The organism is Dickeya poaceiphila (genome assembly GCF_007858975.2).
GTDB classification, from domain to species: domain Bacteria; phylum Pseudomonadota; class Gammaproteobacteria; order Enterobacterales; family Enterobacteriaceae; genus Dickeya; species Dickeya poaceiphila.
This window is the reverse complement of record NZ_CP042220.2, coordinates 1,937,324-1,950,220: the sequence shown is the minus strand read 5'-3', so window position 1 is coordinate 1,950,220 and position 12,897 is coordinate 1,937,324. Positions and strand designations below refer to the sequence as shown.

The 12,897-nt window shown below is 57.8% G+C and carries 10 protein-coding genes and 1 pseudogene; 3 read left to right on the top strand and 8 right to left on the bottom strand.

Annotated features, from left to right (window positions below; genetic code table 11):
• Positions 1 to 112: 112 nt before the first annotated feature.
• From sbmA to Dpoa569_RS08690, 3 genes and pseudogenes are all read left to right on the top strand, one after another.
• The gene (gene sbmA / locus Dpoa569_RS08700) at positions 113 to 1,348 is read left to right on the top strand and encodes a peptide antibiotic transporter SbmA (protein WP_042870786.1); all 1,236 of its coding nucleotides are present in this window, start codon (positions 113 to 115) and stop codon (positions 1,346 to 1,348) included.
• A gap of 594 nt (positions 1,349 to 1,942) precedes the next feature.
• Positions 1,943 to 3,928 carry a methyl-accepting chemotaxis protein gene (locus tag Dpoa569_RS08695; protein WP_042870788.1) on the top strand — a complete coding sequence of 662 codons (1,986 nt, stop codon included), beginning with the start codon at positions 1,943 to 1,945 and terminating at the stop codon, positions 3,926 to 3,928.
• 30 nt (positions 3,929 to 3,958) lie between these two features.
• A pseudogene (locus Dpoa569_RS08690) lies at positions 3,959 to 4,141 on the top strand (aminotransferase class IV); the annotation flags it as partial.
• Between the two features lie 72 nt (positions 4,142 to 4,213).
• Here the strand turns inward: Dpoa569_RS08690 and Dpoa569_RS08685 are convergent.
• The 8 genes from Dpoa569_RS08685 to Dpoa569_RS08650 all read right to left on the bottom strand — a co-directional run bounded on the left by Dpoa569_RS08685 (position 4,214) and on the right by Dpoa569_RS08650 (position 12,821).
• Positions 4,214 to 5,128 carry a 4-hydroxy-tetrahydrodipicolinate synthase family protein gene (locus Dpoa569_RS08685; protein WP_042870790.1) on the bottom strand — a complete coding sequence of 305 codons (915 nt, stop codon included), beginning with the start codon at positions 5,126 to 5,128 and terminating at the stop codon, positions 4,214 to 4,216.
• 42 nt (positions 5,129 to 5,170) lie between these two features.
• Positions 5,171 to 5,848 (bottom strand): TetR/AcrR family transcriptional regulator, encoded by a 678-nt coding sequence (locus Dpoa569_RS08680; protein WP_042870794.1) that lies wholly within the window; start codon positions 5,846 to 5,848, stop codon positions 5,171 to 5,173.
• Positions 5,849 to 5,925: 77 nt separating this feature from the next.
• Complete coding sequence (locus Dpoa569_RS08675; protein WP_042870795.1) at positions 5,926 to 7,182, bottom strand: D-amino acid dehydrogenase; 1,257 nt, start codon at positions 7,180 to 7,182, stop codon at positions 5,926 to 5,928.
• The gene (locus Dpoa569_RS08670) at positions 7,179 to 8,381 is read right to left on the bottom strand and encodes an amidohydrolase (RefSeq protein ID WP_042873926.1); all 1,203 of its coding nucleotides are present in this window, start codon (positions 8,379 to 8,381) and stop codon (positions 7,179 to 7,181) included. The genes Dpoa569_RS08675 and Dpoa569_RS08670 overlap by 4 nt, the downstream gene beginning before the upstream one ends.
• A gap of 57 nt (positions 8,382 to 8,438) precedes the next feature.
• Complete coding sequence (locus Dpoa569_RS08665; RefSeq protein ID WP_042870797.1) at positions 8,439 to 9,218, bottom strand: SDR family oxidoreductase; 780 nt, start codon at positions 9,216 to 9,218, stop codon at positions 8,439 to 8,441.
• Between the two features lie 12 nt (positions 9,219 to 9,230).
• Entirely contained in the window at positions 9,231 to 10,931 is a 1,701-nt protein-coding gene (locus tag Dpoa569_RS08660) for an ABC transporter ATP-binding protein (protein WP_042870800.1), read from the bottom strand.
• On the bottom strand, positions 10,928 to 11,833 hold the full coding sequence (locus Dpoa569_RS08655; protein ID WP_042870802.1) for an ABC transporter permease: 906 nt from the start codon (positions 11,831 to 11,833) through the stop codon (positions 10,928 to 10,930). The genes Dpoa569_RS08660 and Dpoa569_RS08655 overlap by 4 nt, the downstream gene beginning before the upstream one ends.
• A gap of 1 nt (position 11,834) precedes the next feature.
• Positions 11,835 to 12,821 carry an ABC transporter permease gene (locus Dpoa569_RS08650; RefSeq protein WP_042870803.1) on the bottom strand — a complete coding sequence of 329 codons (987 nt, stop codon included), beginning with the start codon at positions 12,819 to 12,821 and terminating at the stop codon, positions 11,835 to 11,837.
• Between the last annotated feature and the right edge of the window lie 76 nt (positions 12,822 to 12,897).

Below are 12,897 nucleotides of genomic sequence, written 5' to 3'. Positions count from 1 at the left end.
CCACACCACAGTCAAAAATCGTTTCAATATAATCCTGCGGCTGGATTAACTATTTTGCTGTTAAAGCAGTTAACCTGCTTTATGGATAAATTTTACGGAAAAAAGTGCGTTTATGTTCAAGTCGTTCTTTCCTAACCCCAAATTGTTTTTTTCCTCGGCGCTGATCTGGTCGCTGGTGGCGGTCGTCATCTGGTATAGCTGGGGGCGCCCGCTGGGTGATAACCTGCTGCACATCAGTCAGCCGCTACCACAAGGCGCGATTCGGTTTCTGTCACCCGCTTTTCTGTGGTTCTATGGCTACTACCTGCTGTGTGTGGGGCTATTCGCTGGCGTCTGGGTATGGCTACATCCGCATCCCTGGCAGCGCTGGTCAATTCTTGGCACCTCGTTGATCATTTTCGTTACCTATTTCTCGGTAGAGGTCGGGGTCGCAATCAACGACTGGTACGTCCCTTTTTACGATCTGATCCAAAGAGCGCTGAGCACACCTAATGCGGTAACCATCCAGGCATTTTACCAGCAACTGCTGATCTTCCTTGGTATTGCGCTAACCGCGGTAACCGTGGGTGTGTTGAATCTCTTTTTCGTCAGCCACTACGTCTTTCGCTGGCGTACTGCCATGAATGACTATTACACCTCACACTGGCAGGCATTGCGCCACATTGAAGGGGCGGCGCAACGTATTCAGGAAGACACCATGCGTTTCGCATCTACAGTGGAAAGCCTGGGAGTGGATTTGGTGAAATCATTGATGACGCTGATTGCCTTTTTACCGGTGCTGATAAGCCTCTCATCTCATGTTAAATCACTGCCGTTAATCGGCGAAATTCCCTACGGTCTGGTGATTGCGGCTCTCGTCTGGTCGCTGGCGGGTACTGGTTTGCTGGCGCTGATCGGCATCAAACTTCCGGGCCTGGGGTTCAATAATCAGCGGGTGGAAGCCGCCTATCGTAAAGAGCTGGTGTATGGCGAGGACGATGCCAGCCGTGCCACACCACCTACGGTCAAGCAACTATTTAGCAACGTACGGAAAAATTATTTCCGCCTCTACTTCCACTACACCTACTTTAATATCGCACGGGTGCTTTATCTGCAAACCGACAACATCTTTGGCATCATCATGCTGTTGCCATCTATTGTCGCAGGCAGTCTGACCCTCGGCCTGATGACGCAAATCACTAATGTGTTCGATCAGGTACGCAGCTCATTCCAGTACCTGATTAACTCCTGGACCACCATCGTGGAGCTGATATCGATTTATAAACGCCTGCGCAGTTTCGAATCGGTCATTCATCTGCCAACCACGACCGACACGGCGGATGCGCTCTCCCCGGCGTCTGATGCATAACTCGCTTCTGCGCTGTTGAAAAGCAGCGCAGAATACCGGTTCGCTAACGTATTAACCCATACTGGCGTCCGACAAATGCACAACCGAAAACCACTTCCCCCTGTTCCCACCAAATAGCCAGCCTCAGAATGAGTCGCGTCATGAATTCCTATTATGTGACGATATTTGACTACCGCAAACGTGATTTGTTGACGAATATTTTCTGACAAATAAGAGAGAGCAGAACATTATTTTTTGCCTCACTTATAGAATGAAAAAATATGACTTAGTCAGGCTATCTTAGAATAATTTTTTGAAAAAAGGCCAGACAAGATGACCTAACTGCTTTTCATAACTAATACACGAAATTATTTAACAAGTTATAAGCAGAATAAAAAAACCAAACAATAAAGAATATGGAATAAAAAAGTAAACATCTCGTTATTCCATTATGTTACATGCTATTTATATTTTAAAAATATGTGATAGCATTCACATGCATTTCTCCATCGCTGAAAAAAAATACTATCTTGAGAAACAACAAGGACGTTAACAGATGGTTTCCCTCTGTTGATCTTGCATCGCCAACACAATTAGCACCACAGGAATCCTATAATGAATAAAATTTTTACTGCTTATGATAATCTGAAAGTCGGCATCAAGCTGGCAATCGGTTTCGGACTCATTTTACTGATGTCTGCCTTTATTACACTATCGGGAGTGAATGGTTTTCGTGATATTGACAGTTACGTCCAGAAAGCCATCGTTAGCAACAATATTAATAATAACCTCAATGAAGCCAGACGCGCCCGACTCAATTTTCAGTATACGCATGACTACGCCTCTATTAATAAGGTCGGCGACCTGATGACAAAAGTAGGACAGACGCTGAATCAGGCCCAGCAACTGCACTGGCAGCCAGAATCACAGAAATTACTGAAACAGCTTAGCGATGCCTATAAAAACTACCTCCCTGCACGTGAAGCCTTGATCCAAGCCAGCCAGCAGCGGGACGCCGCATCACAAAAGCTAAACCGTAACAATAGTACCAATGAAATCAATGCATTACGTTCACAGTTGAACAGCAAGACCCTGACACCGGAATTAAGGACAGAGTTTGCCACCCTCTCAGAACAGCTTTCCGAGGTCCGTGATTTGGCACATGAATTATTGGTGAATCCATCCCAACAGTCCGAAACCACTCTTCGCACCGCGCTTGGCAACATGAAAAGTCTGTTCAGCCAGGCATTACCCAAATTCACCTCCGAACAGCAAGGTCCACTGAACCAAGCCTTACAGTTTTTCTCCGCTTACAACGGTTATATTGATGATTACATGAAAGCTGTTCAGGGTGAGAAAGCAGCCACCAAGACAATGTCAGAGGCTGCGGCTGTCATGAACGAGACATCCGAAAACTTGTATCAACGACAGCTGCCGCTGATTCAAAGCATCACTCTCGGTTCTCAATGGCAATTACTGTTGACGGGGCTGGTGATTATCGTTATCGGGGTATTGATGTCATGGCGCATCACGCTGCAGATTACCCGCCCGTTACACCAGAGCCTGTCACTGGCTGAACGTATTGCGCAAGGTGACCTGACTGCCTCCATCAAAGCCGTTCGCCGCGATGAACTGGGTATGCTGATGTCAGCGATGGCAGCCATGAACCATAAACTGCGCGAAATGATCGCCGAGATTCGTGAAGGCGTAAGCAACGTGGCGTCAGCCGCTTCGGAAATCGCCGCCGGCAACACTGACCTGTCCTCCCGTACCGAACAACAGTCTGCCGCCGTGGTGGAAACCGCCGCCAGCATGGAACAGTTAACCTCAACGGTGAAGCAAAACGCCGACAATGCGCATCACGCCTCGCAGCTGGCTGCCGATGCCTCGACAAATGCGACCCGTGGCGGTGAAATCGTCACCGACGTAGTCAGTACCATGAATGAGATCGCCGTCAGTTCACGACGTATTTCTGAGATAACCACAGTCATCAACGGCATTGCTTTTCAGACCAACATTCTGGCGCTCAACGCCGCAGTAGAAGCCGCCCGCGCAGGTGAGCAAGGCCGTGGCTTTGCGGTCGTGGCCGGTGAAGTACGCAGTCTGGCCCAACGTAGCGCCCAGGCCGCCAAAGAGATCGAAACGCTGATCGGCGAATCCGTCACCAGGGTAAACACCGGTTCCGCTCTGGTGGAAAATGCGGGTAAAACCATGGACGACATTATCCGCTCAATCACCCATGTACATGACATTATGGGGGAGATTGCCTCTGCCTCCGACGAGCAAAGCCGCGGCATCAACCAAATCTCCACCGCAATCACGGAAATGGACGCCACCACCCAGCAAAACGCCGCGCTGGTGGAAGAATCTTCCGCTGCCGCTAACTCGCTGGAAGAACAGGCGCAAATCCTGGAACAGGCGGTATCCATGTTCCGTCTGAGCCATGACGGCTCCACGCCTCAGGTAAGCCAGCACGCCGCTATCAGCGCTAAACCATCATTGATGCTGGGCAAACCCGCAATGAAAACGTCCACCAAAACCGCTGCGGTGAAGAAAACGCCTGTTGTCGCTGGCAGCAAAGATGACTGGGAGTCGTTCTAACTCATTAAATTAAGCTAATCATGGCGGGCACTGACGGTACGGGTGGATGATTTCACGCTGGCAGAAGCGATGACTGCCGATGAAGCCTTTGTCACCGGCACGCTGGCCGGCATTACGCCAGTACGTAGGCTGGATGGGCGGGAGTTTGAAGCGGCGAACCGCACTGTCACTGAACAGATCAGACAGTGGTACCAGACGTTTATCGAAACCTAATCGGTGTCGCCAACTGACGGTGTAAACGTTCTACAGACAAAAAAACCGGGGCTATGCCCCGGTTGCTGTTAGTCAGCGAAATCCGTATTTTTCACGCAGCCCCAGTTCCGCCACAATGCGCACCCCACGCTCCAGCGCGTCGCCGTCCAGGTCGCGCAGCGGGCGGCGCAGGCTGCCCGCAGGCAGGCCGACCGCCTTCATCAGCGATTTCACCGCAACCGGGTTAATGGCGGAATAGGTGTAGTGCAGCAGTGGCAACAGATGCTGGTACGCGTCGCGGAAACGTTCAGCGTCACCCGCCTCGCGCCACGGTCTGGAAATCGCCGCCAGTTCCGCCGGTGCGATGTTACCGGTCATGTTGGCGGTACCGTGACCACCCAGCGACATCGTGGGTACCACCAGACCAAGGTTGGGCGAATCGCAGCACATTACTGACACGTCCGGGTTGCCCGCCAACACTTGCGCCACCTGGCCAACACGGGTGGTGGATTCTTTATGGATCACGTAATTCGGATGCTTGAATATACGCAGCAGCGATGTCCAGTGCAGGTCGGTCTTCACTCGCGGCGGATTGTTATAGATACCGAGCGGCAGGTCGGTGGCGTCGGCGATCTCCAGAAAATAGTGCTCGATATCGCTTTCGCTGGCGCAAATATAGGCAGGCGCCGCGATGATGGCACCATCGGCCCCGTTGTCTTTGGCAAAGCGCACATAGTCGATGGTGGTATCGGTATTGTTGCCGGTACAACCGAAAAAGATCTTCATCTTGCCGCTGTTAAAACCGGCGGTACGACGAATGATTTCCCGGCGCTCTTCCGGAGAGAGCATCGACACTTCGCCGGTAGACCCCATAATCAACACCGCCGCGGTGCCGTTTTGCTCCTGAAACTGCAACAGGGTTTCAAATGCGCCGAAATCCACGCTGCCATTGTCGTTAAACGGTGTAATCAGCGCGACAAAAGACCCTTCAATTTTTTCTCTGCTCATAGCCATTCCTGTCTGATGAAATGTGGTTGTCATAAAAAACGGTTATTCGTCCGGCTCGGAATCCACCGATGGCGCGGCAAAGCCCGTGCTGACGAACCGTAACAATTGCCGCAGCACCTGCTCGTCGTCGTTGCTGTCGCACAATCCCTGCGATAACAACGACAAACGACCAGAGCGCGGATCGACGTCCGCCAGCACATGCATGGCGCCGCCGCGGGCAAACTCATAGCGCCAGATAGCCTCGGCGCGCGAAATATGTGGCACCGCCCGGACGAACGCCTGAATAAAACGGTGGGCGGTACCATCAAAACGGTCCGACAGCAACAGCGATACCTCGCCCTGCGGCGTGGCGCGCAGGTGCTGCAACAGCCGTACCGCGACACGGCCACCGTCCGGCGTGCGTGCGCTTTGCACCAGCGGCCGCAACAGGGCATCCAGCAGCGCCGACAGCGGCGGCGAATCGCCCCACCGCCGCTCCGCTTCGTCCAGCAACCGGTCGCGCTCGGCGTTCAGCGGTTGTAGCACGGCATCCAACACCGCCTGCAACAACCCGTCTTTGGAACCGAAGTGGTAGTTGATAGCGGCGATGTTGACCTGCGTCGCTTCGGTAATCTCCCGCACTGTGGTCAGGTCGCTGCCCTTGTGGGCGAAACGCGTTATCGCTTCCTGCAGGATGCGTTGCCGGACATCCCCCTCTTTTTCTTTGGCTGCTGTACTCATTGATGGTCCTTTTTGCCGCCCCTTTATAGTGAATCCATCCCCCCGACACATCGGGGTTGCTCTCCCCGGCCCGTCGGTTAACGATACGCCAGCGTCAGTCCATCCAGATCGATATCCGGCGTTCTGCCAGCTACCACATCCGCGACGATACGCCCGACGCCTGCTGCCTGCGTCCAGCCATTGGAACCCTGCCCGCAGGCCAGAAACAAACCGGCTATCGGCGTAGCGCCCACATAGCCGGGGCCGTCCGGCGTCATTGGGCGCAGGCCACACCAACGCTGTGCTGTCTGATAGTCGCCCACCCCCGGAAACAGCCGCTGCGCCACACTCGCCACAAAGGCGCTTTTTTTCGCGTCCGGCTGAGTACTGAAATCCGAAATTTCGGCAATCCCCGCTGCCCGCAACTGGTTCCCCAGACGGGCGATCATCACCTTATGATGCTCGTACATCACGCACACCCGCGGTGCGGCAGCATCGTCGGTGATCGGCAGTGTCACCGAGTACCCTTTCACCGGATAAATCGGCAAGCGGATACCCACCTGACTCAGCAAAGGCACCGACGCGCATCCCAACGCCACCACCACCGCATCCGCCGTTAGCACACCGACAGGGGTTTCCACGCCGGTCACCCGCCGCCGATCATCGCTCGCCCGCAGGCGTTCAATCGGGGTATTGAAATGGAAACGCACGCCGCGCTGCTGCAACACCGCCGCCAGGCGCCGGGTAAATAGCGCGCAGTCGCCCGCTTCGTCGTCCGGCAGATAGAGACCACCGGTCAGCGGCGCGTTCGCCTGCAAGAGCGCCGGTTCGATCTGCGTCACCGCCTGACGGTCAACCAGTCGGTGATTGACGCCGAACTGCGTCAACACCTGCGACGCATGATGCGCCATCGCCAGTTCCTGTTCGTTGCCGAACAGTTGCAGCACCCCCAGCGACGATTGAGCGTAATCCAGCCCCAATTCATTGCGCAGTTGGTGCAGACACTGCTGGCTGTAGTGGGCGATACGCTGCATCCGGCTTTTGTTGGTGCGGTAGGCATCCAGTCTGCAGTTGCGGGCGAAGCGCCACAGCCACAGCCACTGCGCCGGGCTAAGCGCCGGGCGCCATTTGAGCGGCGCCTGCGGCACAAACAACCAGCGGAATGCCTTGAGCAACATACCGGGCGATGCCCAGGGACCGGCGAAACCGGGACACACACCGCCTGCGTTGGCGAAACTGGCCTCCAGCGCCGGACCGGGCTGGCGGTCGATCACCTCAACCTCAAACCCTTGTTGATGCAAATACCAGGCGCTGGTGACCCCCACCACGCCCGCGCCAAGCACCATCACCTTCATGCAATACCTCCTGTGAGCGGCAGTTCCTGACGCACCAGCTCCACCCAATAACGCACCCCGACCGGGATTAATGCATCGTTGAAATCGTAATGCGGGGTATGCAGCGGCCTGCCGTGCGCATCATCGTCGGTGCCATTGCCCACCATGATGAATGCGCCGGGGCGCTGCTCCAGCAGATAAGCGAAATCCTCCGCCCCCAGCAACGGCGTCATCTCGCCATTGACCGCGTGCGCACCAGCGACCCGCTCAGCGGCCTGCCGTGCACGCCCTGCCATCTCCTGTTGATTAACCAGCACCGGATACTGAAATTCATAATCAACCTCCGCCGTCGCGCCGAACGCCTGCGCGCTGTGCTGCGCCAGGGCGGTCAGCCGTTTGGCCAGCAACTCGCGGATAGCCGGTGAGTAGCTACGCCCGGTACCGGTCACGGTAACGTGGTCGGGGATCACGTTGGGTGCCAGCGGATCGCCGCCGCCGATATGTCCGACGCTCAATACCGCCGCTTCCATCGCCGGAACATTGCGGCTGACTACCGTCTGCAACGCCAGCACAAACTGCGCGGCGGGCAACGTCGGGTCAATCGACAGGTGCGCGCCGGAACCACCATGGCCGCCAGTGCCGCGGAATACCACCCGCCAGCTGTCGCTGGCGCACAGCATCGGCCCGCTGCACAACGAAAAATGCCCTGCGGCGATGCCGGGTTTATTATGCAATCCGAACAGGTACTGGCACGGGAAGCGACTCAGCAGACCATCGTTGAGCATCTCCCGTGCGCCGCCCAGCCCCTCTTCAGCAGGCTGGAAGATAAAATGTACCGTCCCGGCAAAATCTGGATGACGGGACAGCAGCCACGCCGCGCCCAGCAACATGGCGGTGTGGCCGTCATGACCACAGGCGTGCATCTTGCCGTCGTATGCCGAGGCATACGGCAGGCCGGTTTTCTCTTGCAGACGCAGCGCGTCCATATCGGCGCGCAGACCGATCACCCCCTCGCCCGGCTGTTTCCCGCGCAGCGTCCCCACCACGCCGGTACCGCCGATGCCGGTGGTCACCTCCAGCCCCCACTCGTGCAATTTCTCCGCCACCAACGCCGCGGTGCCAAACTCCTCAAACCCGATTTCCGGATGCTGATGAATATGTCGGCGGATCTCGGTTAGCGCCGGAACCATCTGCCGCAGCGTCTGTTCATAGTCGGCCATATCGTCGGCCATGTTGTACTCCCCCTGATCTGCGCCTGCCGACGGCGGGCGCAACGGTTAAAAGGTGCCGGGATAACTGCCGCCATCGATCAGCCAATTCTGCCCGGTGATAAACGCGGCCTGTTGCGAGCACAGGAACGCACAAACGGCGCCGAATTCTTCCGGCTGCCCATAGCGCCCGGCCGGGTTGGCCGCGGCCCGCTCCTGATGCAGTTGCTCATAGGATTTGCCGGTCTGCGCCACCAGCGACTGAATGTGCTGCCACTGGCCGTCGGTATCGAAGATGCCCGGCAGAATATTGTTAATAGTGACATTGTCACGTACTACCGTGCGGGATAGCCCGGCGACAAAACCAGTCAGCCCCGAACGGGCACTGTTCGATAGTCCCAGCTCCAGTTGCGGGATCTTGACGCTGCGGGAGGTGATGTTAACGATGCGCCCGAAGCCGCGTTGACGCATCCCATCCACCGTCAAACGCATCATTTCGATCGGGCCAAGCATCATGCCGTCGAGCGCCTCCAGCCAGTGCTGGCGCGTCCAGTGACGAAAATCGCCCGGTGCAGGGCCGCTGGCGTTGTTGATGAGAATGTCCGGCTGCGGGCAGACTGCCAGCGCCGCCAGCCGTCCTTCGTCACGAGTAATGTCCGCCACCACTGCCTGCGGGCGTACGCCGACCGCCTGTTCTATTTCATCCTGCGCCTGACGCAACGCAACCTCGGTGCGCGCTAACAGCGTGACCTGCACGCCCTCCTGCGCCAGTTGACGGCCAACGGCTTTACCCAGCCCACGGCTACCACCCCATACCAGCGCCCGTTTGCCGACGATACCCAAATCCATATCAATGACCCCTTATGCGTTAACCACAGAGAAACGACTGGCGTGCGCCGTGAGCGGCTGCCTGCCCGGTACCGAGTCCAGCAGCAGGCGAGTATAAGGGTGCTGCGGTTGCCGCCAGATTTGCTGGCAATCGCCGCTTTCCACACACTCGCCATGCTGCATCACCATCACCCGGTCGGCGATGTAGCGCACCACGGACAAATCATGCGAAATGAACAGCAGCGATAGCCCCATTTCACTCTTCAGTTCCACCAGCAAATTAAGGATCTGCGCCTGAATCGACACATCCAGCGCCGATACCGGCTCATCGCAAATCACCAGCGACGGGTTGACTACCAGTGCACGCGCAATGCCGATGCGCTGACGCTGGCCTCCGGAGAACTCGTGCGGATAACGCTGGAGGCTGCTCTGCGGCAGGCGAACCCGTTCCAGTGTCTGGCTGATCAGCCGCTGACGCTCCGCGCGCTGGGTCACGCCGTGCACAATCAGCGGTCGTTCCAGAATGCGCTGGACATCGTGACGCGGATTGAGCGACGCGTACGGATCCTGAAAAATCATCTGCACCCGACGACGCAGTGGCTGCAACTGCGACTCGTTCAGATGGGTAATATCCTGACCGTCAAACAGCATCCGGCCTTCGGCAACGGGCAGCAGACGCAGAATAGTCTTCGACAGCGTCGATTTGCCGCAACCGGATTCCCCCACCAGCCCCAGCGTTTCGCCGGGATAAATGTCCAGCGAAATATCCTTTACCGCATTAACCACCCCCTGCGGCGTGGCGTAGCGGGTATGCACCCGATGCAACGACAGCAGCGGCGTCCGCGTGGTGTCCGGAACCGGTACGCTACCTAGGGGCGGCGTGACTACCGACACCTGCCCGGCGTCGCCGTTGTCAGGATGACGGATCTCCGGCAGGCGCTGCCGCCGGTAGTGCAGGTCATCGGTCAGATGCAGCGACGTCGCCAACAACCCACGGGTATAGGGGTGCTGCGGTTGCTGGAACAACACATCGGTTGACGCCTCTTCCACCTTGCGCCCGCCGACCATCACCGCCACGCGGTCTGCCCACTGCTCCACCACCCCCAGATCATGGGTGATCAGTAGCAGGCTCATCGACAACTCGCGCCGCAGTTGATCCAGCAGCGCCAGAATCTGCGCCTGAATGGTGACGTCCAGCGCGGTGGTTGGCTCGTCGGCAATCAGCAGTTTCGGCTGACAGGCCACCGCCATCGCGATCATCACCCGCTGACGCTGCCCACCAGACAACTGATGCGGGTAATCGTCGATACGCCGTGGCGGCTCTGGGATCTTCACCAGGTCCAGCAGCTCGATGGCTCGCGCCCGCGCCTGAGCCGGCGTCAACGACTGGTGCGTTAATAGGGTTTCGACGATCTGCTGGCCGATGGTCAACACCGGGTTTAACGAGGTCATCGGCTCCTGAAAAATCATTGAAATCGCGTTGCCGCGCAGCTGACGCATCGCGGTGTTCGGCAGCGCCAGCAGATCCTGCCCGTCGAACAGAATGCGCCCGGCGACCTGTCCCGGCGCACTGACCAGCCGCATGATGGACAGCGCGGTGGCGGATTTGCCGCAGCCGGATTCGCCCACCAACGCCAGCGTTTCACCGGGATTAAGCGCCAAATCGAGGCCGCGCACCGCCTGATGACCGGGAAAGGTCACCCGTAAAGCCTGAATCTCCAACAGCGGGGTCATACGCGTTCCCTCCGTGAGCGGGGGTTCAAGGCGTCGTTGAGCGCATCCCCCACCAGATTGAGCGCCAGCACGGTCAGCACCAGCGCGCCGCCGGGGATCGCGGTCAAAAACCACGCCGAGCGCAGCGACTCACGGCCAGCGCCGATCATGCTGCCCCAGCTCACCCGGTTCGGATCGCCAAAACCGAGGAACGACAGCGCGGATTCGATCAAAATGGACGACGCCACCATCACCGAGGTGGTGACGATAATCGACGGCAGCGCGTTGGGCAGGATCTCCTGCGCCATGATGCGCAGGTTAGAAAACCCTTGGCTGCGCGCCGCCAGTACGAAATCGCTTTCGCGCCAGGTACGAAATTCCGCCCGCACCAGCCGGGCGATGGTCGGCCAGGAGGCAACACCGATAGCGCAGGCAATCAGTGTCACCGATGGCTGACCGATAGCCACCAGCACCACCACCAGCAGAAAGGTGGGAAAGGTTTGAAACAGTTCAGTGACATGCACCAGCAGGTGATCAACCTTGCCGCCAAAGAAGCCAGCAATCGCACCGACAGTCATGCCGATCAGCAGGCTGACCGCCACGGCGGAAAAGCCTATCTGCAATGACACCTGCGCCCCATGTACCACCCCGGCGGCAACATCACGCCCCAGCGAATCGGTGCCCAACGGGAAAGCAGGATCCTGCCCCGGCCACAGAAACGGCTGCGCCACCATATCCAGCGGGTCGCCGGGGTACACCCACGGCGCCGCCAGCGCCATCACCGCCACCAGTATCAGTAGCACGACGCCCGCCATGCCGGAAGGATTGCGCAAAAACAGCCTCACCTCTGGCGACAGGCGCACACGGCGACGCGGTGGCACCCGTTCACCAAAGGTGGTGTGGGAAGAAACGGTATTTTTCATATCAGTTCGCCTTGATTCGGGGGTCCAGCCAGCTTTGCAGTACGTCGACCAGAATATTGGTGACGATCACCAGAAACGCTGACAGCAGCAACACCCCCAGCAGCACGTTGAAATCACGCGCCATCACCGCCTCCAGAGCCAGTCGGCCAAGCCCCGGCCAGCTGAATACGGTTTCCACCACCGCCGCGCCGCCCAGCAGATTGCCGATATGCATCCCGGCGACCGTGGTCACCGGCAACAGCGCGCAACGCAGAATATGGCGTAGCGTCACTCGCCACGGGCTCAGCCCCTTGGCATGGGCGGTGCGTACGAAATCCTGACGGTCGATTTCGAGCATCGCCGCACGCGTCAGCCGGGCGTAAATGGCGATAAAGAAACTGCTCAAGGCACCGACCGGCAACACCGCGTGCAGCAGCAGATCGCGAAGATAAGCCCAGCCGCTCAGATCTGCGCCAATGGTGGCGTTGCCGCCGCCCGGCAACCAGTCAAGCCGGACCGAGAACAGAATCAGCGCCATCAGTCCAATCCAAAACCCCGGCGTGGAATAGAGCAACAACGCCAGCAGCGACAGCAGCCGATCCGGCCATTTACCCGCCCATACCGCCATCACGACGCCCAGAGCAATCCCCACCACAATCGCCACCAGCTGCGAGGTCAGCATCAGAAACAGCGTCTGCGGCAGGCGGGACAAGATCAATTCTGCCACCGGCGCGTTGTAGCGCGGCGAAAACCCCAGACTGAAGTGCGCCAGGTTGGACAGATAGTTGTACAGTTGATGAAGCACCGGTAGATCAAGCCCGAACTGCTGGCGTATCTGCGCGGTAGTTTCGGCGCTGGCACTGCCTGCTTCGGCGGCCAGTACGTCCGCCGCATCACCCGGCACCAGTTGCAGCAAAAAGAACACGGCGATCACGATACCGATGGCCACCGGAACCGCATGAAGCAACGTACGCCACAGCACCTGCCGGATGCGTTCACTATTTCTCATCACTCACCTTTAACTATGCACAAGCAGCGTCACAGAGCGCGCCGTCGGATACCGACGCGCTCCCGGTTCACGGGTT